Below are 25,948 nucleotides of genomic sequence, written 5' to 3'. Positions count from 1 at the left end.
CATGGACGAAGCAGAAGTTGCGCTCATCGTGGGCGCTGGGCCTGGCATCAGCGCCAGCTGTGCCCGGCTGTTCTCGCAGCAGGGGGTGAAAGTGGCGGTCGCGGCGCGGGACGCGAACAAGCCCGCCTTGAAGGCGCTCGCTCGAGATCACGGCATCACCCTCATTGCATGCGACGCCTCGGTCCCCGAGTCGGTTGCCGCGATGTTCGACGAGGTGTCGCGCACGCTTGGCCCGCCGAGGCTCGTGGTGCACAACATCGACGGCCGCCCGCGGGATGTGTTTCGCAAGTCGATCATCGAAGTCGATCCAGCCGCGGTGCTGACAACGCTGACGAACTCCACGTTCAGCGCGTTCCTCGTTGGCCAGCAGGCGGCGAAAGCGATGCTGTCACTTGAAGGCAGGGACGGTCACAGAGGCACGATCGTGTTCACCAATGCCAGCGCTGCCCTGAAGGGTTATCCGCGCAGCGGTGCGTTTGCCGCGGCCTCCCACGGCAAGGCGGGCCTTGCCCAGAGCATGGCCCGGGAACTGATGCCGCAGGGTATCCACGTGGCCCACGTGCCGATCGATGCTGCGATCGGCTGGGAACAACCGGATGGGTCGCGTGCGCATCGCCTTGCCGGCGAGGCCGTGGATGACAACATGGCGCACCCGGATCGAATCGCCGAGCTGTATTGGCATCTTCATCGGCAGCACAGATCGACCTGGGCGTTCGAAGTGGTGCTGCGCCCCTGGACAGAGAACTGGTAGAGATCCCGGGCTGCCGGACACTGCAGCGCCTGCCACCAGTCGATTGAACGGCGCGAGAGATGCAAGCCGGTTGGTCGGCGGTTCGGCTACAGCCCGACGCACGCATGATGAGGCGCAGAGGGTCGTGATGGGCCACTCGCCACAACGGGGCGACCGCACGTCGGTCGCCCTCGGCTTGACCCTGGACGACCCCAGACCCGCCGGTCGCAAATGCCCGCTGTTGGCCGCAAGTGTGAAGCCATGCGGGTTCCCGAGAGCCGACACGCGGCGACTGTAGCGGGGGAGGCGCGCGGCGTCTTGCTGCTCCCCGGGGCGGGCGCCCTGCGCGACGGCCCGGGGCCACCTGCCTGCGGGCCGACAGTTTGCGCCAGACGCCCGCCGTGACGCGTGGCACGTCCAGGGGCGGCGTCGCCCCCGCCGCTCAAGCCTTCACTTCGACCACCTGTTCGAAGCCGCCGAAGATCATGCGTTTGCCGTCGAAGGGCATGGGCGGGTTGCCGGGTGTGGACGGATCCATGCGCGGGTCTTCCATCATCTTTTTCATGCCGGCGTCGCGCGTCGCCTTGTCCGGCCATTCGACCCACGAAAAGGCCACCGTCTCCTCGGCCGTGGCCTGGACGGCGCGGCGGAAATCGGTGACTTTGCCGTCGGGCACATCGTCGCCCCAGCCCTCGATCACGCGAATTGCGCCCAGCTCGATGAACATCGAGTCGAAATGGCGCGCGTGCTCGATGAACTTCTGCTTGTTGGCGGTGGGGACCGCGATCACGAAACCATCGATGTAAGACATGTCTTCACTCCTGTTGGGTTGACCGGTCGGCGCGCCCGCCTGAGGGCGCCTCGTATCCCATCGACGAACGACAGGTAGGCAAATCGACATGGCCTGCCCGGCCGGGAGCGAACGCGCCGTTCGTGACGAGCGAATCAGCTGCATCCAAGTAGCGTCCTGATGAACAGGCGTCAGCGACCAGGCCGAACGCTAGCAAGTGCGCCGTCGTGCACGGTCTCCCCGGCCGCTACTCGAACTGCACCTTGATCGCGTCAACGCCGATGGTGATGCCCCGGACCTTGAGCCCGAAGCGAAGCTCGTCCGGGCGGAAGGTGTGCAACGGATAGCCTTGCAGCGCTTCCTGCACGACGGCCGCGCTGATGCGCTCCAGGTTCTGTGCGTCGCTCCCGGTGACGCCGTCGATGCGCAGTTGCTCCGCGCGCGGGTCCTGGAGGCGCACGGACAGGCCCGAGGCATCCCAGCGCAGGCCACTGCTCACAGCCACCTGCCCGCCCATGGAGGAAGTTCGCAGCAAGGGGCTGACGATCACCAATCGTGACGTCAGCGTGGCACGGTTGGCACTGCCGTCCAGCGCCAGTTGTGGGTTGTGCAGCGACACCGAGGCCAGCTCGCCATAGCGGCGCGTGATCGGGAAGCGCCTGGCCAGTTCGGCTTGCAGTTCATCGCGCGTGGCGGTGAACTCGTTCAAGAGGAGGTTGAGACCGGCACGCGCCGGCCGCGCCGGCAGGCACATCGTCGGCAGCAAGATCGCTGCCAGAGCGGCGCGCGGCAATTGCCGCCTGCCTACGAGAGAGGTGTCGGATCCGTCGCGCCGGACCGGGAACAGGCGGTGGAACATGGTCACGAGCTTGCCATATGCCGAACCGCGCACAACGCATCAAGACACTCTTCAGCGCTCGGCAAGCGCTTGCCATCCGTCGGTCCATTTGACTCTTGGGCGGGAAAGCGGTCGCCCGTAGATGACTGCTCCCGGGCCGATTGCTGCCGCTCATCGTCGTTGGGCCAGCCGCGCCTTCTCCAACGCCCTCCAGAACCCCACCTCCCCCGAGCTCGCCACATTCACCCGCATCAGCGTCGTCGCTCGTCGATCGGCGTGAAAGAGTGATCCGGGTGCGGTCAGCCAGCCGGCATCCAGCAGCGTCGGCGCGAGGCGATCGGTGTCGGCGCCCACGTCGATCCACGCGAACAGCCCTTGTGGCGGCGTCACCGCGCGGCAGCCCGCCGCTTCCAGCAGATGCAGCGTGCGGGCGCGCGCGCCATCGAGCCGTTCGCGCAGGCGCTCGGCGTGGCGGCGCAGCGCGCCTTGCTCGAGCAGGATGGCCACCGCGTGCTCCAGCAGTGCGGGGCTGCTGAGGGTGCCGAGCAGTTTGGTATCGACCAGCGCATCCACCAGCGCCGGCGGCGCGGCGATGAAACCCACGCGCCAGCTCGGCGCCAGGACCTTGGAAAAGCCGCTCACATAGAGCGTGCGCTGCAATCCGTCCAGCGCCGCCAGCCGCGGCAGGTGCGGCGGTGCGAGCCAGGCGTAGGTGTCGTCTTCGACGATCCACAGGTCGGCCTCCTGCGCCAGCGTCAGCAGGCGGTGCGCGCGCGCCAGGCTGAGGTGGCCGCCGGTGGGGTTGTGCAGCACCGAGACGGTCACGTACATGCGCGGCTTGTGCGCCTCGATCAGGCGCTGCATCACCGCCAGGTCGGGGCCTTCGGCGTCGCGCGGCACCGGCAGGATGCGCATGCCCAGCCGCTGCAGCCGCGCAAACTCCACCGCCCAGCCGGGCTCGTCCACCAGCACCGCGTCGCCGGGCTGCAGCAGGGTGCGCGAGACGATGTCCAGCCCGTGTGTGGCACCGACCGAGCTGATGATCTGCGAGGCAGCGGCCTGCACGCCGAACTCGCGCAGCTTGTGGGTCAGCGCCTCGCGCAGGCGCAGGTCACCGGCCGGGTCGCCGTATTGCAGCGAGAGCGCGCCCAGGTTGGTGATGCTGCTGGCCTTGCGCAGCGCGCCGGCCAGCGCGGGCAGGTCCAGCCAGTCGGGCGGCAGGATGCCGAGGCCGGGCGAGGGCTTGGCACCTTCGCGCTGGAACATGCCGCGGATCAGCGCGGTGGCGTCGATGGGAGGGCGCGTGGCGGCAGGTGAACTTGCGGGTGCGGCCGCGCGCCGCGTTGGCGTGGCTGGCGCGCGCACATAAAAGCCGCGCTGCGCGCGCGCCTCCACCAGGCCCTGCGCCAGCAGCTGGTCGTAGGCCGCCACCACGGTGTGCGGGCTCACGCCATGCTGTTGCGCGCATTCGCGCACCGAGGGCAGGCGCGCGCCGGGCGCCATCAGCCGCTCGCGGATGTGCTGCGCAAAGCGCGCCGCGAGCTGTTCGGTGAGGGTGCTGCCGGCGTGGCGGGAGAGGGGGGCGAGGTGGGTCTTCATCGTCGCCTGGGTCGGCCATCTGTGGCACTGGTTTCGGCAGTACAGCAACACGGCTGAACCGCTAATCTGTACTGCTTCTGTACTGGTGCGAAGCCTACACTGGCCGCATGCAACACGCCAGCCCGCCCAACCCTGCCGCTGACGCGCGCCGCGGCCTGTGGCTCGGCGTGCTGGGCGTGTTCCTGTTCGCGCTGACGATCCCGATGACGCGCCTGGCCGGCGGCCCGGCCAGCGATCCGCAGCTCGACCCGCTGTTCGTCGCGCTCGGCCGCGCGGCGGTGGCCGGGCTGCTGTCGTTGGCCTACCTCATGCTTACGCGCGCGCCCTGGCCCACGCCGGCGCAGTGGCCGCCGCTGGCGCTCACCGCGAGCTGCGTGGTGTTCGGCTTTCCGCTGCTGATGGGTTATGCGGTGCGCGAGGTCGACGCGATCCACGCCTCGGTGATTTCGGGCCTGCTACCGCTGGCCACCGCGGTGATGGCCGCACTCGTCAACCGCCAGCGCGCGAGCCTTGGCTTCTGGCTGTGCGCGCTGGCCGGCACCGCACTGGTGATCGGCTTTGCCGCCTGGCGCGGCGGCGGCGCGCTGGTCGTGGCCGATGCCTGGCTGCTCGGCGCGGTGCTGGCCGGCGCGCTCGGCTACGTCAGCGGCGCGCGGCTGTCCGCGCAGATGAAGCCCGAGCAGGTGATCTCCTGGGCGCTGGTGCTGGCGCTGCCGATGACGCTGCCGGTGGCGATCGTCGCCTGGCCCACGGCGCCGGTGCGCGCCAGTGCCTGGCTCGGCTTTGGCTACGTGGCGCTGTTCTCGATGTGGCTCGGCTTCTTCGCCTGGTACCGCGCGCTCGCGCTCGGCGGCGCACTGCGGGTGAGCCAGGTGCAGTTGCTGCAGCCCTTCCTGTCGATGCTGCTGGCGGTTCCGCTGCTCGGCGAAAAGCTCGACCTCGCGACCGTGGGCTTTGCGCTGGCGGTGATGGGCACGGTCTGGCTCGGGCGGCGCATGCCGGCGGCCGGGGCGCCGGCGCCGGTGCCGCCGGCGAAGGAGCCGCGTGTCAGTTCAGCGTGATCACCGTGTCCTCGGCCGCGGGCTGGCAACCGTCGGCAATCGCCTCCCAGCCGCGCCGCACCACCACCCGGCGCTCGGCGTGGCAGAACTCGATGCGCTGCGCTTGCGGCAGCCGCTGGCGCACGAAGCCCTCGATCGAGGCCGGCATGCTGACCTGGTAGCGCTGTTGCGCGAGGTCGTCGGCCGGGTGGTCGTCGTTGTGCAGCCAGGGCACCAGCGAGCCGGCCCACATCAGCGCCGGGTTGCCGACCTCGAAGCGCGTGGGCGCGTAGCCCGCCTCGCGCAACCACTGCTGCGCCTGCTCGCGGCCCTGCACCGGTGCCGGCGTGCTCCAGGCGGCGGCCAGCAGCTCCATCACCCACTGATTGCAGTTCTGGTACTTCAGCGCGTAGGGGTAGGCGTTGGCGCTGTAGACGGGCCCGAGGAACTGTACCGCGCGCGCATCGTCGAGCGCGGCGCGCTCCAACTCGGCCGCGGCCTCGGCCGGCAGCAGCAGCACCGAGATGTAGCCCTCGCGCAGGTTGTCGGTGCCGAACAAGAAGCCCGACAGGCCCTGGTCGTAGATGCGCGGGCGCTTCTCGTCGCAGGCGTAGTAGAGCTGGCGCACCGACCACGGCGTGTTGCCGCTGGCCTTGAGGCTGATGCCGGCGTGCGAGTAGCGCTGGCCGAAGCGCGCCAGGTCGAGCCCCGAGCGTGCCACCAGCGCCAGCGGCTGGCCGGAGCGCTCGAGCTCGTCCTTGACGATCGCGCTGAAGCGCAGCAGCAGATCCTGCTGCGCGGCGCTGGGTTCGGGCGGCTCGTCGCAGACGCGCAGCACGCCGGCCTGCGCCGGCAGCGCGCCGAGCAGGGCGGCGCCGAGCAGCGCGATGCGCAGCGCCGCCCGCACCGATCAGATCGCCACGGGGCGCGAGGCGAGCTCGCGGTGCCAGCCGTCGTGCAGCACCAGGAAGAAGGCCTTGCCGTTGTCGGCATGCGCGAATTCCAGGCCGTAGGGCCGGTGCAGCGCGCTGACGACGCCACCTTCGGCCAGGCGGGCCTGCTCGACCGTGGCCACGGGCAGGTAGAGATCGAAGCTCTCGGCGGCAGCGCCGGCGTCCACCGGCTGCAGCTTCAGGCGCATGCGGCCGGGGCGGTCCTCGGCCGCGGCGAGCTCGACCACCTTGTATTTGCCCTCGGCGACCTTCTCGGTCTTGGAGCTGTCGGACGACTTGTTGCTCGAGGTGCCGATCGAATCGGAGCTGGCGCCGACCGAGGCCGACGAGCCGCCGACCGCCGACGAACCCACCGAGCTGGCCGAGGCGCCAGCGGCCAGCGCCGGGGCATTGGCGGCCGCCAGCAGGGCCAGGGCCGCGAGACCATTCTTGACGTACATCATGTTGGTGCTTCCTTGCGGTTGATGCCGTGCCGCTGCACGCGCAGCCCGAGGATAGCCGCTCGACGCCCGCGTCCGCTGCGCGAGCGCGCCGCGTGGCACCATCGCTCCCTTCCCTTTGCCCGACCACGGCCATGACCACCACCCGCCCCTGGACGCTTGCCGAGCGCAGCGCCCGCATGAACCCCTCGGTGATCAGAGAGATCCTCAAGCTCACCGAGAGTCAATCCATCATCTCGCTCGCCGGCGGCCTGCCGGCGGCCGACCTCTTTCCGGTCGAGGCGATGCGCGAGGCCACCGCGCGCGTGCTGCACGATGCGCCGCGCGAGGCCATGCAGTACGCCGCCAGCGAGGGCTACGCGCCGTTGCGCGAGTGGATCGCCGCCGAGCTCGCCAGCCACGGCATGGCGGTCGATGCCGCGCATGTGCTGGTCACCACCGGCTCGCAGCAGGGGCTCGACCTGGTCGGCAAGGTGCTGGCCGATCCGGGCTCGACGGTCGCCGTGGAATCGCCGACCTACCTCGGCGCGCTGCAGGCCTTCACGCCCTACGAGCCGCGCTTTCTCAGCCTCGAGTGCGATGACGAGGGCGTGCTGCCGGAGGCGCTGGCGGCCTCGAAGGCGCGCTTTGCCTACCTGCTGCCGAATTTCCAGAACCCGAGCGGGCATCTGATGTCCGAGGGCCGCCGGGTCGCGGTGATCGAGGCCGCGCAGCGCGCCGGCGTGCCGCTGGTCGAAGACAACCCCTACGGCGACCTCTGGTTCGACGCGCCGCCGCCGCCGCCGCTGGCCGCGCGCTGGCCCGAGGGCGTGCTGTACCTCGGCTCGTTCTCCAAGACGCTGGTGCCGGGGCTGCGGCTGGGCTTCATGGCGGCGCCGGCGCCGCTCTACGGCAAGCTGCTGCAGGCCAAGCAGGCGGCCGACCTGCACACGCCGATCTTCAACCAGCGCGTGGTCTACGAGGTCATCAAGGACGGCTTCCTCAAGGAGCATGTGCCGGCGGTGCGCGCGCGCTACGCGCAGCAGCGCGACGCGATGAAGCTCGCGCTCGAGCGCCACCTGCCACCGGGCTGCCACTACGTGGTGCCCAAGGGCGGCATGTTCTTCTGGCTCACGCTGCCGGCCGGGATCGACGCGATGGCGCTGTTGCCCGAGGCGGTCAGGCGCGGCGTCGCCTACGTGCCGGGCTCGGCCTTCTTTGCCGAAGCGCCGACAGCCCCCACGCTCCCTGCGGTCGCTGCCCCCCAAGGGGGCGCGGCCGGGTTTGGGGCGGCCCGGCACCCGGCGCAGGCCAACACGCTGCGGCTGTCCTTCGTGACGGTCGACGCGGCGCGCATCGAGCGCGGCGTGGCGCTGATCGGCGCGCTGCTGCGCGAGACGCTCGAGGCGCAGAAGAAGGCGTAGACGATGGATCGCCGCTTCCTGCAGCTCGACGTGTTCGCCGGCGCCACTGCGCTGAGCGGCAACCCGCTCGCGGTGGTGGTCGATGCTGCGGGCATCGATGATGCGCAGATGGCCGCCTTTGCGCGCTGGACCAACCTGTCCGAGACCACCTTCCTGCTGCCGCCCTCCGACCCCGCGGCCGACTACCGGGTGCGCATCTTCACGCCGGCTGGCGAGCTGCCCTTTGCCGGCCATCCGACGCTGGGCAGTTGCCATGCGTGGCTGGCGAGCGGCGGGATGCCGAAGGCCGCCGGCGTCGTGGTGCAGGAATGCGGCGTCGGCCTGGTGCGGGTGCGGGCCGACGAACGAACGAGCGGCGGCAGCGATGCACGCCGCGCGCTCGCGTTTGCGGCGCCACCCCTCAAGCGCAGCGGCCCGCTCGACGAAACGCTGCTCGGGCAGATTGCGCAGGCGCTCGGCGTGGCGCGCGCGGAGATCGTCGACCACCAATGGGCCGACAACGGTCCGGGCTGGGCCGCCGTGATGCTGGGCAGCGCGTCGCAGGCGCTGGCGCTGAAGCCCGACTTCTCCGCAGTGCCGACGCTCAAGCTCGGCGTGATCGCGCCGCAGGCCGCGGGCCATGACGCCGACTTCGAGGTGCGAGCCTTCTTCCCGGCCGGCGGCCATCACTTCGAGGATCCGGTCACCGGCAGCCTCAACGCCGGCCTCGCCCAGTGGCTCATCGGCGCCGGCCTCGCGCCGGCGCGCTACGTGGCGGCGCAGGGCGCGGCGCTGCGGCGCGCCGGGCGCGTGCGCGTGGAGCAGCAGGGCGCCGACATCTGGATCGGCGGCGACGTGGTGACGCACGTGCGCGGCACGCTCGACGCGTGGTGAGACCGGCCAGCGCGGAGATCGACCACCTGGTGGTCGCCGCCGCCACGCTCGAGCAGGGCGTGGCCTGGTGCGAAGCCACGCTCGGCGTCACGCCCGACCCTGGCGGCCGGCATCCGCTGATGGGCACGCACAACCGGCTGCTGCGGCTGGAGGGTGCGGCTCTCGCCTACCTCGAGATCATCGCGGTCGACCCGCACGGTGCGGCGCCGACCCGGTTCGCGCGCTGGTTCGGTCTCGACGAACCGGCGCTGCAGCGGCGGCTGGTCGAGCACGGTCCGCGGCTCGTGCACTGGGTGGCGCGCACGAACTCGATCCTGGCGCTGCGGCGGCGCCTGCGCGCACATGGGGCCGATCCCGGCTTGCCGGTCGCGGCAGCGCGCGACTCGGTGCGCGGGCGGCTGCGCTGGCGCATCTCGGTGCGGCGCGACGGCCGGCCGCTGCTGGGCGGGGCACTGCCGGCGTTGATCCAGTGGGACTCGGCCCACCCGACCGAGGCGATGCCGCACAGCAAGATCCACCTGCAGGCGTTGGAGGTACGGCCGGCGCCGGTACTGCAGCAACTGCATGCCGCGCAACTGGAGCTGGCCGACTGGTTGCCCGTGCCGCTGCGCGCAAGGCTGCAGACCCCGCGCGGCAGCGTGACCCTGGCCGCCGACGACGAAGGAGTGCCATGACCGAAGAACTGTTCCGCGAGGACGCGACGCTTGCCGAGTGCGAGGCGAGCGTGATCGCGGTCGACGAACGAGGCATCGTGCTCGACCGCACGGTGTTCTATCCCACCGGCGGCGGCCAGGCCGGCGACGGCGGCGTGCTCGGGCTGGCCGACGGTCGCGAGATCGCGATCGCCGACACGCGCAAGGACCGCGATACCGGCGAGTTGCTGCATGTGCCGGCGCCGGAGCAGGCGCTGCCGGAGATCGGCGCGCAAGTCACGGCCCGCATCGACCGCGCACGCCGCTCGGCCCACATGCGCTTTCACACCGCGACCCACCTGCTGTGCGCGCTGGTGCCGCATCCGGTCGACGGCTGCTCGATCACCGCCGGCTATGCGCGGCTCGACTTCCACATGAACGAGCCGCTCGACAAGGAGGCGCTGACGGCGGGCATCGCGCGCCTGGTGGCGGCGGCGCACCCGGTGCGCCACCGCTGGATCAGCGACGCCGAGCTCGACGCCAACCCGCAGCTGGTGCGCAGCATGAGCGTGCAGCCGCCACGCGGCTCGGGCCGCGTGCGCCTGCTCGAGATCGAGGGCGTCGACCTGCAGCCCTGCGGCGGCACCCATGTGGCCAACACCGCCGAGATCGGCGCCGTGGTGGTGACGAAAATCGAGAAGAAGAGTGCGATGACCCGCAGGGTCGTACTGGGCTTTGCCGACGGCGTGTAGAGTTGCCCGCATGGCCCAGCCGCAGGTCTCGAACCCGCCCGAACTGACGCTGCGCAACGCCGCCGACGCCGAGGAGATCGACGCCGCGCGCGCGCTGTTCCGCGAGTACGCCGACGCGCTCGGCGTCGACCTCTGCTTCCAGAACTTCGAGGCCGAACTGGCCACGCTGCCGGGCGACTATGCCGAGCCCACCGGCGCGCTGCTGCTGGCTTGGTGCGATGGCGAGCTGGCCGGCTGCTGCGCGTTGCGCCCGCTGCCCGAGGCCGACGAGCCCAATGCCTGCGAGATGAAGCGGCTCTATGTGCGCCGGCCCTTCCGCCGCTTTGGCGTCGGACGGCTGCTGGCCGAGGCGCTGATCGACCTCGCCCGCCACGCCGGCTATTCGGCGATGCTGCTCGACACGCTCGACGACATGGAGGCCGCGCGCGAGCTCTACGCCTCGCTCGGCTTCGAGGAGATCCCGCCCTACTACTACAACCCGATCCCGGGCGCACACTACCTGCGGGCCGATCTGGACGGCATGGTTTCCCGCTACTGAATGCCCCTGCTCTGGAAGGAGCCGCGATGAACGCCTTTCGCCAGCTGCTGCAGCCGCCGATGCTGATGTCGGCCAACAGCCCACGCGTGCCGCACCAGCGGGTTCCGCTGGGAACCTGGATCTCGTCGGCCAGCCCGCTGGTGGCCGAGGCGATCGGCTATGCCGGCTTCGACTGGGCGGTGATCGACATGGAGCATTCGCCGCTCGAACTGGGCGGCGTGGTCGCGTTGCTGCAGGCCTTCGGCTCGGTGAAGACGGTGCCGGTGGTGCGGGTGCCGGGCAACGAGCCGGTGATCTTCAAGCGCGTGCTCGACGCCGGCGCGACCACGGTGATGGTGCCCTTCGTGCAGAGCGCGGCCGAGGCGATGGCCGCGGTGGCCGCGACGCGCTATCCGCCCGAGGGCATCCGCGGCATGGCGGGCGTCAGCCGCGCCACCCACTTCGGCACGCTGCCCAACTACGCGCGCCACGCCAACGCCGGCATCTGCGTGATCGCGCAGATCGAGTCGGCACCGGCCCTGCAGCGGCTCGAGGAGATCGCCGCGGTCGACGGCATCGATGCGCTGTTCATCGGCCCGGCCGACCTCGCGGCCAGCCTGGGCCACCTGGGCGAGTCGACCCATGCCGAGGTGCGCGCAGCGATGGGCCAGGCGGTGGCGCGTGCGCGCGTCGTCGGCAAGCCGATCGGAACGCTGGCAACGACGCCCGAGCAGGCGGCGCATGCGCGCGCGGCCGGCTTCGACTTCGTCGGTCTCGGCACCGACCTCGGGCTGCTGGTGCACGCGGCGCAGGCGGCCCTGGCGGCGCTGCGCAGCCCGGACACCGCCGTCGTTCACACGCTGGCGGCCGGCACCCACGCCTACTGAGGAATCGCCTGCCCGCTAAGGGCGCCGCGGCAGCTTGCGCGTCTCGCCGATCGCGAGGGTGAAGAAGTCCTCTTCGGCCACGCCCTGCGCCTTGCGCGCGGCGGCGAGGTCGCGCGGCGGCTGGTCGCGCGGTTCGTCGGTCAGTTCGAAGGTGCCCCAGTGCACGCCCAGCGAGCGCTTGGCGCCGAGGTCGCGGTGGATCTGCACCGCTTCGACCGGGTTCACGTGCTGGATCTTCATGAACCAGCGCGGTTCGAAGGCGCCGATCGGGATCAACGCAATATCGAAGCCGCCGCCCTGCTCGCGGCCCTGGCGCGCGGCGAAATGCCGTGCGATGTCCTTGAAGTCGGGCGAGTAGCCGGTGTCGCCGGCGAAGAAGAAATGCAGGTCGGGCGCGAATGCGGCAAAGCCGCCCCACAGCGTCTGCAGGCGATCGTTGATGCTGCGCCCCGACCAGTGCTGGACCGGGGTCAGCACGAACTCGACCGGTGCTTGGGTACCTTGGCCGCCGGGCACCTTGTGGCCATCCCACCAGTCGAGCTCGACCGCGTTGGCGATGCCGACCCCGGCCAGCCAGGCCTTGAGGCCGAGCGGCACGATGAACAGCGGCGGTCCGCCGGCCTGCGCGTTGAGCGCGACGACGCTGGCCTCGTCGAGATGGTCGTAGTGGTTGTGGCTGATGAGCACGACGTCGATGTGCGGCAGTTCGGCCGCGGCCAGCGCCGGCGGCTGGGCCCGCAGCGGCCCGATCGACTCGAAGGGCGAGGCACGCTGGCTGAAGACCGGGTCGGTGATGACGTTGAGGCCGCCGAACTGCGCCAGCACGGTGGCATGGCCGACCCAGGTGACGGCCGGCTGCATCGCGGCGCCGGCGCGCGCGTTGGCGTCGATGAAGGCGCGGTCCGCGGCGACGGTGGGAATGGGTTGGGTTGGCGGCGGCGGCAGGTTGTTGCGCCAAGCGTCCCAGCGCCACTGCATCAGTTCGAGCAGGCCCTTGGGCTTGAACTCGGTGTAGCGGTTCTGGAAGCCGTCGGGCCGGTGGTGCGGCTTGGCCGGATCGAAGGCCGGGTTGGCCTGGGCCCAGCCGACGGCCGCGAGCAGCGCCGCCGCGAGCGGAGCGCCGCGGCGACGAGCGCTCGGGCGCTGCGGTGATGGTGGTGAGGCCTCGTCGGTGGAGTTCATGCCAGCATCGTGCTGATTGAGGGGGGCAGTGTCGCCGGCGCGGTCGCTCCACGGCGCGCCCGATGCATCGCTCGGCACCCCGGTTCGGAAAGGCGCGGGTAATCACGTACAATTCTCAGGCTTTGCACCACACGACCCGCCCCGAGATGAGCGCGCCCCTACGACGTGACATCCCGGATGCCTGGGACGAAGGTGCGGACGAGGATCTGCCTTTCAAGCCGCTTTCCGCCGAGGAGGCGAAGGCCTGGAGGGCGGACAACCCGCAGCTTTCGCCATGGCGGGTGATCGCGGTGCAAGCCGCGGTCGGGCTGGTGGTGGCCTTGCTTGCAAGGCTGGTCACCGGTGAGATGGTGGTGTTCTGGTCGGCGCTGTATGGCGCCGGAGTGGTGGTCCTTCCGGGTGCCTTGATGGCGCGTGGCATGACCAGCCGGCTCTCCAGCCTGTCGCCCGGCACCGGTGCCGTGAGCTTCATGTTGTGGGAGTTCTTGAAGATTGGCGTTTCGGTGGTGCTGCTGATGCTGGCCTACCGGATCGTGGTGCCGCTGTCGTGGCCCGCCCTGCTGGTGGGTCTGGTGGTGTGCACCAAGGTGTACTGGGTGGCGCTCTGGTGGCGTCGCCCGAAGAAGAACAGTTGAAGCTACGGGACACGTCAAATGGCAGCTGAGGGTCAGGCGCAGACAGGCGGGCAGACGGCCGGTGAATACATCGTTCACCACCTGCAACACCTGCAGAACCACAAGCAGACGTCGATCGTCGACTTCACGGTCTTCAATCTCGACTCGATCTTCTGGTCGATCACCCTCGGCATCCTTGGCGCCTTCCTGCTCTGGAAGGCCGCGCGCACCGCGACCTCCGGCGTGCCGGGCCGTTTCCAGGCTGCCGTCGAATGGCTTGTCGAGATGGTCGACAACCAGGCCAAGGGCATCATCCACAACGCGCAAAGCCGCAAGCTGGTCGCGCCGCTGGCGCTGACGCTGTTCGTCTGGATCTTCCTGATGAACGCGATGGACCTGTTGCCGGTCGACCTGCTGCCCTGGCTGGCCGGGCTGGTGGGGATCCACTACATGCGCGTGGTGCCGACCGCCGACCTGTCGATCACGATGGCCATGTCGCTGTCGGTGCTGATCGTCTGCCTGGTCTACAACGTCAAGATCAAGGGCCTCGGCGGCTGGGCCCATGAACTGGTGTCGGCGCCGTTCGGCGACAAGTGGTTCCTGTATCCGGTGAACTTCGCGATGCAGATCATCGAGTTCGTCGCCAAGACCGTCTCGCATGGCATGCGGCTGTTCGGCAACATGTATGCCGGCGAACTGATCTTCATGCTGATCGCGCTGATGGGCGGCGCCTTCGCCTGGAACGCCACCGGCATCGGCCTGGCCATCGGCCACATCATTGCCGGCACGGCGTGGTCGATCTTCCACATCCTGATCATCACGTTGCAGGCCTTCATCTTCATGATGCTGGCACTGATCTACATCGGCCAGGCGCACGACGCGCATTGATTTCTCGCAGTTCTCGCTTTTCTTCTCTACCTCACTGTTCTATCTAGGAGTCATCATGGAAGTCATTGGTTTTGTTGCTCTCGCCACCGGTCTGATCATTGGTCTGGGTGCCCTCGGCGCCTGTATCGGCATTGGCATCATGGGCAGCAAGTTCCTCGAGTCGGCCGCCCGTCAGCCCGAGCTGATGAACGAGCTGCAGACCAAGATGTTCCTGCTCGCCGGCCTGATCGACGCGGCCTTCATCATCGGCACCGGTATCGCGCTGTGGTTCGCCACCGCCAACCCGTTCCTGGCCCAGCTGGCCTCGCTCGCTAAGTAATCCGGCACGGCGCCCGAGCAGGCCGTCGACCCGGGTCGACGGCCTTCCCCACACCACCGTGATTGAGGCATCAAAGTGAGCATCAACGGTACCCTGATCATCCAGATGATCGTGTTCCTGATCCTGGTCTGGTTCACGATGAAGTTCGTCTGGCCGCCGATCATCGCCGCGCTCGACGAGCGGGCGAGCAAGATCGCCGATGGCCTGTCCGCCGCCGACAAGGCCAAGGCCGATCTGGCCACGGCCAACAAGCGTGTCGAGGAGCAGCTCACCGCTGCCCGCGAGGACGCGACCAAGCGCCTGGCCGACGCCGAGCGCCTGGCCCACTCGATGATCGAGGAGGCCAAGGGTCGCGCCAGCGACGAGGCCGCCAAGATCGTCGCCAATGCACGCGCCGAGGCCGAGCAGGAATCGGTGAAGGCACGCGAGGCGCTGCGCGAGCAGGTTGCCGCGCTCGCCGTCAAGGGCGCCGAAGCGATCCTCCGCAAGGAAGTGAACGCCTCGGTGCACGCCGACCTGCTGGGTCGCCTCAAGACCGAGCTCTGAGACCATGGCCGAGCTTGCAACCATCGCCCGTCCCTACGCCGAGGCGCTGTTCAAGGCCGCAGCCGGATCGCCTGATCTGGCCGCCGCTGCACAGCAACTCAAGGCGCTCGGTGAGGTCGCCGCCGACCCGCAGCTGCGCCAGTTCGCCGACAGCCCGAAGGTCAGCGCCGGCCAGGTCGTGGAGCTCTTCACCTCGGTGGTGAAGGCGCCGCTGGCCGCCAGCGTCAAGAACCTGCTCGCGGTCGTCGTCGAGAACGGCCGCGTGGCCGCGCTGCCCGAGATCGCCAGCCAGTTCCATGCGCTGGTCAACGCCGAGTCCGGCGTGTCCGACGCCACGGTCTACAGCGCCTTCGACATCGCGCCGGCCCAACTGGCCGAGGTGATGGCGTCGCTCGAGAAGCGCTTCGGTCGCAAGCTCAGCGCCACGGTGGTGGTGGATGCATCGCTGATCGGCGGCATTCGCGTGGTGGTCGGTGACGAGGTGCTCGACACCTCGGTCCAGGCCCGCCTTGAACAGATGAGAGTCGCGCTGACCGCCTGAGGTCCGGCGCAACGGAGAAAGCCATGCAATTGAATCCCGCTGAAATTTCCGAACTGATCAAGAGCCGCATCGAAGGCCTTGGCGCCGCGTCGGGCATCCGCAACCAGGGCACCGTGATCTCGGTGACCGACGGCATCGTGCGCGTGCACGGCCTGTCGGACGCGATGCAGGGCGAAATGCTCGAGTTCCCGGCCGGCAAGGACGGCCAGCCGAGCTTTGGCCTGGCGCTGAACCTCGAGCGCGACTCGGTCGGCGCCGTGATCCTGGGCGAGTACGAGCACATCTCCGAAGGCGACACGGTCAAGTGCACCGGCCGCATTCTTGAAGTGCCGGTCGGCCCCGAGCTGGTCGGCCGCGTGGTCGACGCGCTTGGCCGCCCGATCGACGGCAAGGGCCCGATCAACGCCAAGATGACCGACGTCATCGAGAAGGTCGCGCCGGGCGTGATCGCGCGTAAGTCGGTCGACCAGCCGGTGCAGACCGGCCTGAAGTCGATCGACTCGATGGTGCCGGTCGGCCGCGGCCAGCGCGAGCTGATCATCGGCGACCGCCAGACCGGCAAGACCGCGGTGGCGATCGACACGATCATCAGCCAGAAGGGTCAGAACATGACCTGCGTCTACGTCGCGATCGGCCAGAAGGCCTCGTCGATCAAGAACGTGGTGCGCGCGCTCGAAGCCAACGGCGCGATGGACTACACCATCGTCGTCGCCGCCTCGGCCTCCGAATCGGCCGCGATGCAGTACGTCTCGGCCTACTCCGGCTGCACGATGGGCGAGTACTTCCGCGACCGCGGCGAAGACGCGCTGATCATCTATGACGACCTGTCCAAGCAGGCCGTGGCCTACCGCCAGATCTCGCTGCTGCTTCGCCGCCCGCCGGGCCGCGAAGCCTATCCCGGCGACGTGTTCTATCTCCACAGCCGCCTGCTCGAGCGCGCCGCGCGCGTGAACGCCGACTACGTCGAGAAGTTCACCAACGGCGCCGTCAAGGGCAAGACCGGTTCGCTGACCGCGCTGCCGATCATCGAAACGCAGGCCGGTGACGTCTCGGCCTTCGTGCCGACCAACGTGATCTCGATCACCGACGGCCAGATCTTCCTCGAGACCAGCCTGTTCAACGCCGGCATCCGTCCCGCGATCAACGCCGGCATCTCGGTGTCGCGCGTCGGTGGCGCCGCCCAGACCAAGCTGATCAAGAGCCTGTCGGGCGGCATCCGTACCGACCTCGCGCAGTACCGCGAGCTGGCCGCGTTTGCCCAGTTCGCTTCCGACCTCGATGACGCGACCCGCAAGCAGCTCGACCGCGGCGCCCGGGTGACCGAACTGCTCAAGCAGCCGCAGTACTCGCCGCTGCCGATCAGCCTGATGGCGTCGACGCTGTACGCGGTGAACAAGGGCTTCCTCGACAACGTCGACACCAAGCGCGTGCTGGCGTTCGAGAGCGGCCTGCATCAGTTCCTCAAGACCAGCCATGCCGGTCTGCTCGCCAAGCTCGAGGCCGACAAGGCCATGGACAAGGCGGCCGAGGAAGAGCTGAGCGGCGCGATCACCGCGTTCAAGAAGAGCTTTGCCTGAAGTCCCTGACGAACTCACGCTGAAAGGAGCTCTGTCATGGCAGCCGGCAAGGAAATTCGCGGCAAGATCAAGAGCGTCGAGAACACCAAGAAGATCACCAAGGCCATGGAAATGGTCGCGGCTTCGAAGATGCGCAAGGCGCAGGAGCGCATGCGCGCGGCACGGCCCTACGCCGACAAGGTGCGCAACATCACCGCCCACCTGGCGCAGGCCAACCCGGACTACGTCCATCCCTTCATGAGCGCGCCGGCCACGCCGGCGGGCAAGTCGGGCTTCGTGGTGGTCACGACCGACAAGGGCCTGTGTGGCGGCCTCAACACCAACCTGCTGCGTCAACTGACCCAGCAGCTCAGGGAGCTTGAGGCACGCGGCAGCAAGGCCGAGGCGGTGGCGATCGGCTCCAAGGGCCTGGGCTTCCTGAATCGCATCGGCGCCAAGGTCGTCTCGCATGCCACCCAGCTCGGCGACACGCCGCACCTGGAGCGGCTGATCGGGCCGGTCAAGGTGCTGCTCGACGCCTATGCCGAAGGCAAGCTCGACGCGGTCTACCTCTGCTACACCCGCTTCATCAACACCATGAAGCAGGAGCCGGTGATCGAACAGCTGCTGCCCTTGCAGGCCGATCAGCTCAAGCCGAGCGGCCGTGACTGGGACTACCTCTACGAGCCGGACGCGAAGACCGTCATCGACGAGCTGCTGTTGCGCTACCTCGAGGCACTGGTCTACCAGGCCGTGGCCGAGAACATGGCGTCCGAGCAGTCGGCGCGCATGGTCGCGATGAAGGCCGCCACCGACAACGCCGGTACCGTGATCAACGACCTCAAGCTGGTCTACAACAAGACCCGCCAGGCCGCGATCACCAAGGAACTGTCTGAAATCGTCAGCGGCGCCGCCGCCATCGGTGGCTGATCGCAGATCACGCCGCACAACGAATCGAGATTGAAGGAAAGAAGATGTCGAACACTCAAGCCCAAGCGGTCGGCAAGATCGTCCAATGCATCGGCGCCGTGGTGGACGTGGAGTTCCCGCGCGACCGCATGCCGCGCGTCTATGACGCGCTCAAGATGGACGGCAGCTCGCTGACCCTCGAAGTGCAGCAGCAGCTCGGCGACGGCGTCGTGCGCACCATCGCGCTCGGCTCCTCCGACGGCCTGCGCCGCGGCAGCGAGGTGCGCAACACCGGCAAGCCGATCATGGTGCCCGTCGGCCCGGCCACGCTCGGCCGCATCATGGACGTGCTCGGCAACCCGATCGACGAGCGCGGCGAAGTCAGCACCGAACTCACCGCCTCGATCCACCGCAAGGCCCCGGCCTACGACGAGTTGAGCCCGTCGCAGGAGCTGCTCGAGACCGGCATCAAGGTGATCGACCTGATCTGCCCCTTCGCCAAGGGCGGCAAGGTCGGCCTGTTCGGCGGCGCCGGCGTCGGCAAGACCGTCAACATGATGGAGCTGATCAACAACATCGCCAAGGCGCACAGCGGCCTGTCGGTGTTTGCCGGTGTCGGCGAGCGCACCCGCGAGGGCAACGACTTCTATCACGAGATGGCCGATTCGGGCGTCGTCAACCTCGAGAGCCTCGGCGACTCGAAGGTCGCGATGGTCTACGGCCAGATGAACGAACCCCCGGGCAACCGCCTGCGCGTGGCGCTGACCGGCCTGACGATGGCCGAGTCCTTCCGCGACGAGGGCAAGGACGTGCTGTTCTTCGTCGACAACATCTACCGTTTCACGCTGGCCGGCACCGAGGTGTCCGCGCTGCTGGGCCGGATGCCGTCGGCGGTGGGCTACCAACCGACGCTGGCCGAAGAGATGGGCCGGCTGCAGGAACGCATCACCTCGACCAAGGTCGGCTCGATCACCTCGATCCAGGCCGTCTACGTGCCTGCCGACGACCTGACCGACCCGTCGCCGGCGACCACCTTCGCCCACCTTGACGCCACCGTCGTGCTGTCGCGTGACATCGCCTCGCTCGGCATCTACCCGGCGGTCGATCCGCTCGACTCGACCTCGCGCCAGATCGACCCCAACGTGATCGGCGAGGAGCACTACAACACGACCCGTGCGGTGCAGGGCATCCTGCAGCGCTACAAGGAACTGCGCGACATCATCGCGATCCTGGGCATGGACGAGCTGGCGCCGGAAGACAAGCTCACCGTGGCCCGCGCCCGCAAGATCCAGCGCTTCCTGTCGCAGCCCTTCCACGTGGCCGAGGTCTTCACCGGCTCGCCCGGCAAGTACGTGCCGCTGAAGGAAACCATTCGTGGCTTCAAGATGATCGTGGCCGGCGAGTGCGACTCGCTGCCGGAGCAGGCCTTCTACATGGTCGGCACCATCGACGAGGCCTTCGAGAAGGCCAAGAAGCTGCAGTAAGCGGGACGGAGTCTCCTGATGGCAACCATCCACGTCGACGTCGTTTCCGCCGAAGAGCTGATCTTCTCGGGCGAGGCGAAATTCGTCGCGCTGCCGGGCGAGAGCGGCGAACTGGGCATCCTGCCCAAGCACACGCCGCTGATCACCCGCATCAAGCCGGGCGCGGTGCGCATCGAGCGCGCCGACACCGGTGAAGAGGAGTTCGTGTTCGTGGCCGGCGGCATCCTCGAAGTGCAGCCGGACCGCGTGACGGTGCTGGCCGACACCGCGATCCGCGGCAAGGACCTCGACGAAGCCAAGGCTCTCGAAGCGCAGAAGGTCGCCGAAGAGGCGATGAAGAACGCCAAGGGCGACATCGACTTCGCCAAGGCGCAGGGCGAGTTCGCGGCGATGGCGGCGCAGATCGCGGCGCTGCGCAAGTACCGCGGCAAGAGGTAGGAGCGGGCGCGCCCCGCGGCGCCGTCTTCTTCCTGCAAAGCCCGCCCTTCGGCGGGCTTTGTGCTTTCAGCGCTGGCCGAAGCGGTCGAGCAGCGAGCCGATGTCGCCGAGCGAGTCGGCGCTAGGCAGTTCGCCGTCCGGCGTCAGCTGGCTCACCACCTGCGGCATCAATTGCGAGAGCTGGTGTGCCGCGTCCTCGTGCGAGAGGCCGAACTGCTGCGCGAAGGCGCCGACCTGCTCGGAGCCGAGCACGCCCTGCAACTGCTCGGCCGAGATCGGCAGGTTCTGGCCGGTGCCGACCCAGGACGCCATCAGATCGCCCAGGCCGCCCTGCTGGAACTGCTGCACCAGCGCACCCAAGCCGCCCAGGCCCGCGCCCATGCCCGCTGCGCCGCCCATGCCGCCCGCCTGTCCGCCGCCACCCGCCGCGCCGCCTTGCAGCAGCATGCCGAGCACTGCCTGCAACATGTCGCCGCCCTGGGCGCCCGACCCGCCCTGGTTGCCCCCGGCTAGCGCGCCGATCACCGATTCCAGCAAGCCCATCAGATGCTCCTCGCGGGCGGGATGCCCGGTCGCCGGATTCTGGGCTGCGCAGACAGGCCCGCGAAACCCCCACGTCGCAACGCGGCAGGGCCCTCAGCCGGCGAGCGAGGCCAGCGTGGCGAGCAATGCCAGCGGCGCCGTCTCGGCGCGCAGCACGCGCGGCCCGAGCGTGACGGGCAGCCAGCCGGCGGCGCGCGCGGCGAGGTCCTCGGCCGGGCTCAGTCCGCCCTCGGGTCCGCTGAGCAGGCGCAGCGGCCGGCTCGACTGCAGGGCGGCCTGGAGCGCTGGCAGCGCGGGGCCGGTGCCGTCCCCCAGGCTCAACAGCAGCCGAAGTTCGCGCGGGTCATCGGCCGCCAGCCGATGCGCCAGCGACGTGACCGGCGCCACCAGCGGTACGCGGGCGCGACCGCTCTGCTCGGCCGCCGCGATCGCCACCGCCTGCCAGTGCAGCCGCTTCTTCTCGGCCCGTTCGCCGCTCAGGCGCAGTACCGAGCGCTCGCACAGCAGCGGCTCGATCGCGCCGGCGCCAAGCTCGGTGGCCTTCTCGACCAGCCAGTCCATGCGCTCGTTGGCCGGCATGCCGACTGCCAGCGTCACCGCCAGCGGCAGCTCCCGCTCCACTGCGACCGGCGCGCCGACCCGCACCCGCACCTCGCTGCGACCCATCTGCAGCACTTGCGCCGGCCAATCGCTACCGGCGCCGTCGAACAGCACGATCGAATCGCCGGGCTGCAGCCGCAGCACCTGCACGTGGCGCGCCGCCCCCGAGGGCAGGGCGGTCTCGAGGCCGGGGCTCAGCGGCAGGTCGACATGGAAGCGTGGCATGCGGCCAGTGTGCCAAAGCACGCCGACGCGGCTCGTGGAATGATGCGGCATGGATCAATTGCGTGCGATGCGGGTGTTCGTCGCGGTCACCGATGCCGGCAGCTTCGTCGGCGCCTCCCAGAGCCTGGCCATGTCGCCTGCCGCGGTGACTCGGCTGGTGGCCGATCTCGAGGACCAACTCGGCGCGCGCCTGCTTCACCGCACCACGCGCCGGATCGCGCTCACCGACATCGGCGAGGCCTATCTGGAGCGCGCGCGGCGCATCCTGCTCGATATCGAGGAGGCCTCGGCCCTGGCCAGCGAGTCGGCGCGCCAGCCGCGCGGCACCTTGCGCGTGCTGCTGCCACCGGCGTTTGCGGTGCACCAGATCGCCAAGCGGCTGCCGGTCTTCAATGCGCGCTACCCGGAGTTGACCCTCGAGCTGACGGCGCCGGGCCCGGTCGAGAACGTCGACGAGAGCTTCGACGTGACGATCCTCGCCACCCGGCGCCAGCTCGATGGCGAGTTCGTCGCGCGCCTGCTGGCCCACAGCGAGGTGATCCTGTGCGCGACGCCCGAGTATCTCGACCGGGTCGGCCGGCCGCGCCACCCGCGCGAGTTCGGCAAGCTCGACGGCATCGTGCCGCCACTGCCCGAACTGCAGCGAGGACTGCGCCTGCAGCGGGTCGATGCCGACCAGAACGAGATCGAGCACTTCGACTCGCCGCCCCGGCGCTCGGTGCTGAGCAGTTCGCTGATCGACATCAACTACGCCTGCGCGCTGGCCGGGCTCGGCGTGGCCGGGCTGCCCTCGTTCGTGGCCGAGGACGCGTTGCTCGAAGGCGCCCTCGAGCGGGTGATGCCGGCCTGGCGGCTGTTCTCGATGCCGCTCTACGCCGCGATGCCCTCGCGTCGCCACATCCCGGCCCGCACGCGGGTCTTCGTCGATTTCCTGATCGAGGCCTTCGGCGGCCGTGCCGCCGACCCGTGGCTCAGCGCGGCCGGTTGCCCGACCCCGGCCCAGCCGGCGGCGCTCAGCGCAGGCTGAAGCCGGTCTGCGTCATCGGGCCCGACATCGGCTCGATCAGCCGCAGCAACGGCGCCAGCGGCCGGTAGCGCAGCGCGACCTTGGTCGCATAGGCAAAGAAGCGCGGCAGGTCGGCGCTGTAGCTCGGCTTGCCATCGCGGTGCTTGAGGCGGCAGAAGATGCCGAGCACCTTGAGGTGGCGCTGCAGCCCCATCCATTCGAGCTGGCGCCAGAACTCGCCGAAGTCCTCGTCGACCCGCAGGCCGGCCGTGCGCGCCTGCTGCCAGTAGCGCACCGCCCAGTCGAGCTCGCGCTCCTCTTCCCACGAGATGAAGGCGTCGCGCAACAGCGAGGCCATGTCGTAGGCGATCGGACCGCGCACCGCGTCCTGGAAGTCGAGCACGCCGGGATTGGGCGTGGAGACCATGAGGTTGCGCGGCATCCAGTCGCGATGCACGAACACCGTGGGCTGCGCCAGCGCGCTGTCGATCAGCTGCTGCGAGACACTGGTCCACAGGGCCTGCTGGTCGGCATTCCAGCGGATGCCGAACTCGCGCTCCACGCACCAGGTCGGGAACAGCTCGACCTCGCGCCGCAGCAGCGCATCGTCGTAGGCGGGCAGGGCGCTGGCGTCGGCGCGCAGCTGCATCTGCACCAGCGCCGAGATCGCGTCGCGCATCAGCGCGTCGGCCTCGGCCGCGGGCGCGTCGCGCAGCGCCGCCAGGAAGAGCTGCTGGCCGAGGTCGTCGAGCAGCATGAAGCCCTGCGCCTCGTCCCAGGCCAGCACGCGCGGCGTGTGCAGCCCGGCCTGGTGCAGCAGTTCGGCGACTTGCACGAAGGGGCCACAGTTCTCCTGTGCCGGCGGGGCGTCCATCACGATGAAGGAGCGGCCACCGCCGCCGTCGACGCGCAGGTAGCGGCGGAAGCTGGCGTCGGCACTGGCGGCGCGCAGGGTGTCCGGCGCCAGCTGCAACTGCGGCGCGCAGGCACCAAGCCAGCCGGCGCAGGCCGTGGCGCGGGCCGGATCGGCCCAGTGGATCGGGGTTTGGCTCATCGAATGGAGACTGGTGCCGCGCGCGCCGTCGCGCGCGTTGCTGAGGGGCCGTCGCGGCGCAACCCGCATGGAATAATCATCCGGATTCTACGAACCAGCCGCTCGCGTTCGAGGCTAGCCCCGCACCGGGTCGCGGCCCTCGCGCGCGGCGCCACCCGCTTGCTCTCCACCTCCGCTGCGTCCTTACCGACCCGCGCTTCGCTGTGCCCCGTGGCGTTGGCCGTGCTGGCTGCGCTGGGAAGCACTTCGGCGCTCGCGCAGGTGACGGCGCCCGGCACGCCACAGCGCGCCGGCGATCCCGGCCGGCTGGTGCCGGCGATGAACAGCAGCGCCTCGCAGCCGATCGTGATCGAGGCCGACCGGCTTTGGGGCATTCCCGATGTCGAGGCCGCCGCCGAGGGCAAGGTCGAGTTCCGGCGGGGGCCGCTGTCGCTGCGCGCGGATCGCATCCACTACGCGCTGCCGCAGGACACGGCGCGCGCCAGCGGCAACGTCGAGGTGCTCACCGGCGGCAACTCTTTCCGTGGCCCCGAGCTGTCGTTGCAAATCCAGCGCTTCGAGGGCTACTTCCTCGAGCCGAGCTACTTCTTCGCGCGCACCCAGGCCGGTGGCACCGCCAGGCGGATCGACTTCCTGGACGAGAACCGCAGCGTCGCGACCGGCGCCACCTACACCAGCTGTCCGCCCGACGATCCGGCCTGGATGTTGTCGACCGATCGGGTGTCGATGGACTTCGGCACCAACGAGGGCGTGGCCGAGGGCGCGGTGCTGCGCTTTCTCGGCGTGCCGATCCTGGCCGCGCCGACGTTGAGCTTTCCGCTCACCGACGCGCGCAAGTCCGGCTGGTTGCCGCCGAGCATCAACATCGACAACAAGAGCGGCCTCGAGCTGATGGTGCCCTGGTACTGGAACATCGCGCCCAACCGCGACCTGACGCTGACGCCGGCCGTGTTCACGCGGCGCGGAGTCGGGCTCGGCAGCGAGTTCCGCTACCTCGAACCCGGTTTCGAGGGACGCGCGGACTTCAACTACATGCCGCAGGACCGGCTGGCCGACCGCAGCCGCTGGACACTCAACCTCGAGCACAAGGGCCTGCTGCGTCCGGGTGACTGGCTCGGCGAGATCGAATACGACTGGAACCTGCAGCGGGCGTCCGACGACGAGTACTGGAAGGACTTCTCGCGCATCCTGCCGAGCCTGACGCCGCGCCTGCTGCCCGGCGACCTGCGGGTGCGCCGCTATTTCGACACCAGCTGGGGTCTGACCGAGGCCTACGCCCGGGTCCAGAGCTGGCAGACGCTGCAGGATCCCGAGCCCGAGAGCCTGATCAGTCCACCGCCCTACCGGCGCGAGCCACAGGTCGGCGTGCGCCAGTTCGGCAACGCGCGCGGCTTCGACTGGCGCTGGGAACTCGAGGCGAACCGCTTCAGCAACGAGGATCGCGACCTGCAGTCGGGCTCGCGGGTGCATGCGATCGGCTCGGCCGGCTACACCTGGCTGCCGACCGGCACGCCGGGCTGGGCCATCACCCCGCGCGCCAGCTTCAACGCCGCCAGTTACGACCTGGAGCAGCCGCTGGCCGACGGCAGCATGAGCGCCTCGCGCGTCATCCCCACGGTCTCGCTCGACAGCCGCTGGGTCTTCGAGCGTTCGACCGAGGCCTTCGGCCGCGCCATCACCCAGACCCTCGAGCCGCGCCTGCTCTACGTGTCGACGCCGTTCCGCGACCAGAGCCGACTGCCCAACTTCGACAGCGCGCCCAACGACTTCAATTTCACCTCAATCTTTGCCGAGAACGTGTTCTCCGGCGTCGACCGGGTGTCCGACGTTAACCAACTCACCGCTGGCGCGATCACCCGCTATCTCGACCGTGACAGCGGCGCCGAGGCGCTGCGGCTGGGCATCGCGCAGCGGCTGCTGTTCAGCGACCAGCAGATCACCGCCGATGGCGCGCCGCTGACCCAGCGCTGGTCCGACGTGCTGTTCACCGTCGCCACCAACGTGGTGCCGCACTGGTGGTTCGACGGCACCGTGCAGTACAGCCCGCAGATCAACAGCTCGATACGCTCGGTCATCGGCGCGCGCTACTCGCCGGGGCCGCTGCGCACCGTCAACATGACCTACCGCTTCACGCGCGACAACAGCGAGCAGGTCGAGCTTGGCTGGCAATGGCCGCTGAACGCCGCGGCCCGCGCCTACGCCGCGGAACTCGGCGAGCGCGACCAGACCCTCGCCGCCGGCGGCCAGCCGCTGGCGCGACGTGCGACAGCCGGCAACAGTTCGTGCAAGGGCGCCTGGTACAGCGTCGGCCGCCTCAACTACAGCCTGCGCGACTCGCGCCTGACCGACGCGATCGTCGGTTTCGAGTACGACGCCGGCTGCTGGATCGCACGCATCGTCGGCGAGCAGCTCTCGACCGGGCGCAGCGAAGCCACGACCCGGCTGCTGCTGCAACTGGAGCTGGTCGGCCTGTCGAGGATCGGCTCCAACCCGCTCGGCGTGCTGAGGGACAATATCGCGGGCTACCGCCTGCTGCGCGACGATGCCGTGCCGGCCAACAGCGCCCTCACCCTGCCATGACCGTTCCGA

At 69.6% G+C, this 25,948-nt stretch carries 28 protein-coding genes; 19 read left to right on the top strand and 9 right to left on the bottom strand.

Annotated features, from left to right (window positions below):
- The first annotated feature begins 1 nt into the window (after nt 1).
- Nucleotides 2-751, top strand: coding sequence for an SDR family oxidoreductase (locus EV670_RS07110; protein ID WP_130431146.1), 750 nt, complete (start codon nt 2-4; stop codon nt 749-751).
- A 421-nt stretch (nt 752-1,172) separates the two neighbouring features.
- Here EV670_RS07110 and EV670_RS07105 read toward each other — a convergent pair whose 3' ends face one another.
- The 3 genes from EV670_RS07105 to EV670_RS07095 all read right to left on the bottom strand — a co-directional run bounded on the left by EV670_RS07105 (nt 1,173) and on the right by EV670_RS07095 (nt 3,957).
- Nucleotides 1,173-1,541 (bottom strand): DUF1428 domain-containing protein, encoded by a 369-nt coding sequence (locus EV670_RS07105; protein WP_077036243.1) that lies wholly within the window; start codon nt 1,539-1,541, stop codon nt 1,173-1,175.
- Between the two features lie 226 nt (nt 1,542-1,767).
- The gene (locus EV670_RS07100; protein ID WP_207225020.1) at nt 1,768-2,385 is read right to left on the bottom strand and encodes a DUF1439 domain-containing protein; all 618 of its coding nucleotides are present in this window, start codon (nt 2,383-2,385) and stop codon (nt 1,768-1,770) included.
- Between the two features lie 144 nt (nt 2,386-2,529).
- Nucleotides 2,530-3,957, bottom strand: a complete 1,428-nt coding sequence (locus EV670_RS07095; protein ID WP_130431144.1) for an aminotransferase-like domain-containing protein — start codon at nt 3,955-3,957, stop codon at nt 2,530-2,532.
- Between the two features lie 107 nt (nt 3,958-4,064).
- Between EV670_RS07095 and EV670_RS07090 the strand changes: the two genes are divergently transcribed.
- Nucleotides 4,065-5,018 (top strand): DMT family transporter, encoded by a 954-nt coding sequence (locus EV670_RS07090; RefSeq protein ID WP_130431143.1) that lies wholly within the window; start codon nt 4,065-4,067, stop codon nt 5,016-5,018.
- Here the strand turns inward: EV670_RS07090 and EV670_RS07085 are convergent.
- Both EV670_RS07085 and EV670_RS07080 read right to left on the bottom strand, forming a co-directional pair.
- Complete coding sequence (locus EV670_RS07085) at nt 5,005-5,904, bottom strand: DUF2145 domain-containing protein (protein ID WP_130431142.1); 900 nt, start codon at nt 5,902-5,904, stop codon at nt 5,005-5,007. The genes EV670_RS07090 and EV670_RS07085 overlap by 14 nt on opposite strands.
- 3 nt (nt 5,905-5,907) lie before the next feature.
- On the bottom strand, nt 5,908-6,393 hold the full coding sequence (locus EV670_RS07080; protein WP_130431141.1) for a hypothetical protein: 486 nt from the start codon (nt 6,391-6,393) through the stop codon (nt 5,908-5,910).
- A gap of 131 nt (nt 6,394-6,524) precedes the next feature.
- Between EV670_RS07080 and EV670_RS07075 the strand changes: the two genes are divergently transcribed.
- Genes EV670_RS07075 through EV670_RS07050 form a run of 6 tightly spaced genes read left to right on the top strand, consistent with a single transcriptional unit; the run spans nt 6,525 to nt 11,454 of the window.
- Nucleotides 6,525-7,793 carry an aminotransferase-like domain-containing protein gene (locus EV670_RS07075; RefSeq protein ID WP_130431140.1) on the top strand — a complete coding sequence of 423 codons (1,269 nt, stop codon included), beginning with the start codon at nt 6,525-6,527 and terminating at the stop codon, nt 7,791-7,793.
- 3 nt (nt 7,794-7,796) lie between these two features.
- Nucleotides 7,797-8,666, top strand: a complete 870-nt coding sequence (locus EV670_RS07070; RefSeq protein ID WP_130431139.1) for a PhzF family phenazine biosynthesis protein — start codon at nt 7,797-7,799, stop codon at nt 8,664-8,666.
- Nucleotides 8,663-9,340 carry a VOC family protein gene (locus tag EV670_RS07065; RefSeq protein ID WP_130431138.1) on the top strand — a complete coding sequence of 226 codons (678 nt, stop codon included), beginning with the start codon at nt 8,663-8,665 and terminating at the stop codon, nt 9,338-9,340. The genes EV670_RS07070 and EV670_RS07065 overlap by 4 nt, the downstream gene beginning before the upstream one ends.
- Complete coding sequence (locus tag EV670_RS07060; protein ID WP_130431137.1) at nt 9,337-10,050, top strand: alanyl-tRNA editing protein; 714 nt, start codon at nt 9,337-9,339, stop codon at nt 10,048-10,050. The genes EV670_RS07065 and EV670_RS07060 overlap by 4 nt, the downstream gene beginning before the upstream one ends.
- Before the next feature lie 10 nt (nt 10,051-10,060).
- Nucleotides 10,061-10,588, top strand: coding sequence for a GNAT family N-acetyltransferase (locus tag EV670_RS07055; protein WP_130431136.1), 528 nt, complete (start codon nt 10,061-10,063; stop codon nt 10,586-10,588).
- A 26-nt stretch (nt 10,589-10,614) separates the two neighbouring features.
- Nucleotides 10,615-11,454 carry an HpcH/HpaI aldolase family protein gene (locus EV670_RS07050; protein WP_130431135.1) on the top strand — a complete coding sequence of 280 codons (840 nt, stop codon included), beginning with the start codon at nt 10,615-10,617 and terminating at the stop codon, nt 11,452-11,454.
- 15 nt (nt 11,455-11,469) lie between these two features.
- On the opposite strand, the gene EV670_RS07045 is transcribed toward EV670_RS07050, so the two are convergent.
- Nucleotides 11,470-12,636 carry an MBL fold metallo-hydrolase gene (locus EV670_RS07045; protein WP_130431134.1) on the bottom strand — a complete coding sequence of 389 codons (1,167 nt, stop codon included), beginning with the start codon at nt 12,634-12,636 and terminating at the stop codon, nt 11,470-11,472.
- Nucleotides 12,637-12,782: 146 nt separating this feature from the next.
- On the opposite strand from EV670_RS07045, the gene EV670_RS07040 reads away from it, so the two are divergent.
- From EV670_RS07040 to EV670_RS07000, 9 genes are all read left to right on the top strand, one after another.
- Nucleotides 12,783-13,271 (top strand): ATP synthase subunit I, encoded by a 489-nt coding sequence (locus EV670_RS07040; protein ID WP_130431133.1) that lies wholly within the window; start codon nt 12,783-12,785, stop codon nt 13,269-13,271.
- An 18-nt stretch (nt 13,272-13,289) separates the two neighbouring features.
- Nucleotides 13,290-14,138 carry a F0F1 ATP synthase subunit A gene (gene atpB, locus EV670_RS07035; RefSeq protein ID WP_130431132.1) on the top strand — a complete coding sequence of 283 codons (849 nt, stop codon included), beginning with the start codon at nt 13,290-13,292 and terminating at the stop codon, nt 14,136-14,138.
- A gap of 52 nt (nt 14,139-14,190) precedes the next feature.
- Entirely contained in the window at nt 14,191-14,457 is a 267-nt protein-coding gene (gene atpE / locus EV670_RS07030; RefSeq protein WP_207225042.1) for a F0F1 ATP synthase subunit C, read from the top strand.
- A 75-nt stretch (nt 14,458-14,532) separates the two neighbouring features.
- Complete coding sequence (locus tag EV670_RS07025) at nt 14,533-15,003, top strand: F0F1 ATP synthase subunit B (protein ID WP_130431130.1); 471 nt, start codon at nt 14,533-14,535, stop codon at nt 15,001-15,003.
- A 4-nt stretch (nt 15,004-15,007) separates the two neighbouring features.
- Entirely contained in the window at nt 15,008-15,544 is a 537-nt protein-coding gene (locus EV670_RS07020; RefSeq protein WP_130431129.1) for a F0F1 ATP synthase subunit delta, read from the top strand.
- Nucleotides 15,545-15,567: 23 nt separating this feature from the next.
- Nucleotides 15,568-17,121: a F0F1 ATP synthase subunit alpha gene (gene atpA, locus EV670_RS07015; RefSeq protein ID WP_130431128.1), complete on the top strand. Its 1,554-nt coding sequence runs from the start codon at nt 15,568-15,570 to the stop codon at nt 17,119-17,121.
- A gap of 36 nt (nt 17,122-17,157) precedes the next feature.
- On the top strand, nt 17,158-18,030 hold the full coding sequence (gene atpG / locus EV670_RS07010) for a F0F1 ATP synthase subunit gamma (protein ID WP_130431127.1): 873 nt from the start codon (nt 17,158-17,160) through the stop codon (nt 18,028-18,030).
- Nucleotides 18,031-18,074: 44 nt separating this feature from the next.
- Nucleotides 18,075-19,493: a F0F1 ATP synthase subunit beta gene (gene atpD, locus EV670_RS07005; protein ID WP_130431126.1), complete on the top strand. Its 1,419-nt coding sequence runs from the start codon at nt 18,075-18,077 to the stop codon at nt 19,491-19,493.
- 18 nt (nt 19,494-19,511) lie between these two features.
- Nucleotides 19,512-19,931: a F0F1 ATP synthase subunit epsilon gene (locus tag EV670_RS07000; protein WP_130431125.1), complete on the top strand. Its 420-nt coding sequence runs from the start codon at nt 19,512-19,514 to the stop codon at nt 19,929-19,931.
- Between the two features lie 66 nt (nt 19,932-19,997).
- Here the strand turns inward: EV670_RS07000 and EV670_RS06995 are convergent, their stop codons facing one another.
- Together EV670_RS06995 and EV670_RS06990 are read right to left on the bottom strand one after the other, a co-directional pair.
- The gene (locus EV670_RS06995; RefSeq protein WP_130431124.1) at nt 19,998-20,474 is read right to left on the bottom strand and encodes a YidB family protein; all 477 of its coding nucleotides are present in this window, start codon (nt 20,472-20,474) and stop codon (nt 19,998-20,000) included.
- Between the two features lie 93 nt (nt 20,475-20,567).
- Entirely contained in the window at nt 20,568-21,299 is a 732-nt protein-coding gene (locus EV670_RS06990; protein ID WP_130431123.1) for a 16S rRNA (uracil(1498)-N(3))-methyltransferase, read from the bottom strand.
- A gap of 49 nt (nt 21,300-21,348) precedes the next feature.
- On the opposite strand from EV670_RS06990, the gene EV670_RS06985 reads away from it, so the two are divergent.
- The gene (locus tag EV670_RS06985) at nt 21,349-22,326 is read left to right on the top strand and encodes a LysR family transcriptional regulator (protein ID WP_130431122.1); all 978 of its coding nucleotides are present in this window, start codon (nt 21,349-21,351) and stop codon (nt 22,324-22,326) included.
- Here EV670_RS06985 and EV670_RS06980 read toward each other — a convergent pair.
- On the bottom strand, nt 22,313-23,359 hold the full coding sequence (locus EV670_RS06980) for an aminoglycoside phosphotransferase family protein (RefSeq protein ID WP_130431121.1): 1,047 nt from the start codon (nt 23,357-23,359) through the stop codon (nt 22,313-22,315). The genes EV670_RS06985 and EV670_RS06980 overlap by 14 nt on opposite strands.
- Nucleotides 23,360-23,581: 222 nt before the next feature.
- Here EV670_RS06980 and EV670_RS06975 point away from each other — a divergent pair, with 222 nt between their 5' ends.
- Complete coding sequence (locus tag EV670_RS06975; RefSeq protein ID WP_242616869.1) at nt 23,582-25,939, top strand: LPS-assembly protein LptD; 2,358 nt, start codon at nt 23,582-23,584, stop codon at nt 25,937-25,939.
- The last annotated feature ends 9 nt before the right edge of the window (nt 25,940-25,948 follow it).

Origin of the sequence: Rivibacter subsaxonicus, from assembly GCF_004217215.1 — a bacterium.
In the GTDB taxonomy this organism is placed as follows: domain Bacteria; phylum Pseudomonadota; class Gammaproteobacteria; order Burkholderiales; family Burkholderiaceae_C; genus Rivibacter; species Rivibacter subsaxonicus.
This window is presented reverse-complemented; position numbering and strand designations above follow the sequence as displayed.

What these genes read in the sequence shown, in the direction of transcription:
- atpB (WP_130431132.1), top strand. Translation starts at nt 13,290, where the DNA reads ATGGCAGCTGAGGGTCAGGCGCAGACAGGCGGGCAGACGGCCGGTGAA.
- EV670_RS07060 (WP_130431137.1), top strand. Translation starts at nt 9,337, where the DNA reads ATGACCGAAGAACTGTTCCGCGAGGACGCGACGCTTGCCGAGTGCGAG.
- EV670_RS07000 (WP_130431125.1), top strand. Translation starts at nt 19,512, where the DNA reads ATGGCAACCATCCACGTCGACGTCGTTTCCGCCGAAGAGCTGATCTTC.
- atpA (WP_130431128.1), top strand. Translation starts at nt 15,568, where the DNA reads ATGCAATTGAATCCCGCTGAAATTTCCGAACTGATCAAGAGCCGCATC.
- EV670_RS06985 (WP_130431122.1), top strand. Translation starts at nt 21,349, where the DNA reads ATGGATCAATTGCGTGCGATGCGGGTGTTCGTCGCGGTCACCGATGCC.
- EV670_RS07075 (WP_130431140.1), top strand. Translation starts at nt 6,525, where the DNA reads ATGACCACCACCCGCCCCTGGACGCTTGCCGAGCGCAGCGCCCGCATG.
- EV670_RS07020 (WP_130431129.1), top strand. Translation starts at nt 15,008, where the DNA reads ATGGCCGAGCTTGCAACCATCGCCCGTCCCTACGCCGAGGCGCTGTTC.
- EV670_RS07105 (WP_077036243.1), bottom strand. Translation starts at nt 1,541, where the DNA reads ATGTCTTACATCGATGGTTTCGTGATCGCGGTCCCCACCGCCAACAAG.
- atpG (WP_130431127.1), top strand. Translation starts at nt 17,158, where the DNA reads ATGGCAGCCGGCAAGGAAATTCGCGGCAAGATCAAGAGCGTCGAGAAC.
- EV670_RS07045 (WP_130431134.1), bottom strand. Translation starts at nt 12,636, where the DNA reads ATGAACTCCACCGACGAGGCCTCACCACCATCACCGCAGCGCCCGAGC.
- EV670_RS07070 (WP_130431139.1), top strand. Translation starts at nt 7,797, where the DNA reads ATGGATCGCCGCTTCCTGCAGCTCGACGTGTTCGCCGGCGCCACTGCG.
- EV670_RS07090 (WP_130431143.1), top strand. Translation starts at nt 4,065, where the DNA reads ATGCAACACGCCAGCCCGCCCAACCCTGCCGCTGACGCGCGCCGCGGC.
- EV670_RS06995 (WP_130431124.1), bottom strand. Translation starts at nt 20,474, where the DNA reads ATGGGCTTGCTGGAATCGGTGATCGGCGCGCTAGCCGGGGGCAACCAG.
- EV670_RS07095 (WP_130431144.1), bottom strand. Translation starts at nt 3,957, where the DNA reads ATGAAGACCCACCTCGCCCCCCTCTCCCGCCACGCCGGCAGCACCCTC.
- EV670_RS06980 (WP_130431121.1), bottom strand. Translation starts at nt 23,359, where the DNA reads ATGAGCCAAACCCCGATCCACTGGGCCGATCCGGCCCGCGCCACGGCC.
- EV670_RS07055 (WP_130431136.1), top strand. Translation starts at nt 10,061, where the DNA reads ATGGCCCAGCCGCAGGTCTCGAACCCGCCCGAACTGACGCTGCGCAAC.
- EV670_RS07110 (WP_130431146.1), top strand. Translation starts at nt 2, where the DNA reads ATGGACGAAGCAGAAGTTGCGCTCATCGTGGGCGCTGGGCCTGGCATC.
- EV670_RS06990 (WP_130431123.1), bottom strand. Translation starts at nt 21,299, where the DNA reads ATGCCACGCTTCCATGTCGACCTGCCGCTGAGCCCCGGCCTCGAGACC.
- EV670_RS07080 (WP_130431141.1), bottom strand. Translation starts at nt 6,393, where the DNA reads ATGATGTACGTCAAGAATGGTCTCGCGGCCCTGGCCCTGCTGGCGGCC.
- EV670_RS07050 (WP_130431135.1), top strand. Translation starts at nt 10,615, where the DNA reads ATGAACGCCTTTCGCCAGCTGCTGCAGCCGCCGATGCTGATGTCGGCC.
- atpD (WP_130431126.1), top strand. Translation starts at nt 18,075, where the DNA reads ATGTCGAACACTCAAGCCCAAGCGGTCGGCAAGATCGTCCAATGCATC.
- EV670_RS07040 (WP_130431133.1), top strand. Translation starts at nt 12,783, where the DNA reads ATGAGCGCGCCCCTACGACGTGACATCCCGGATGCCTGGGACGAAGGT.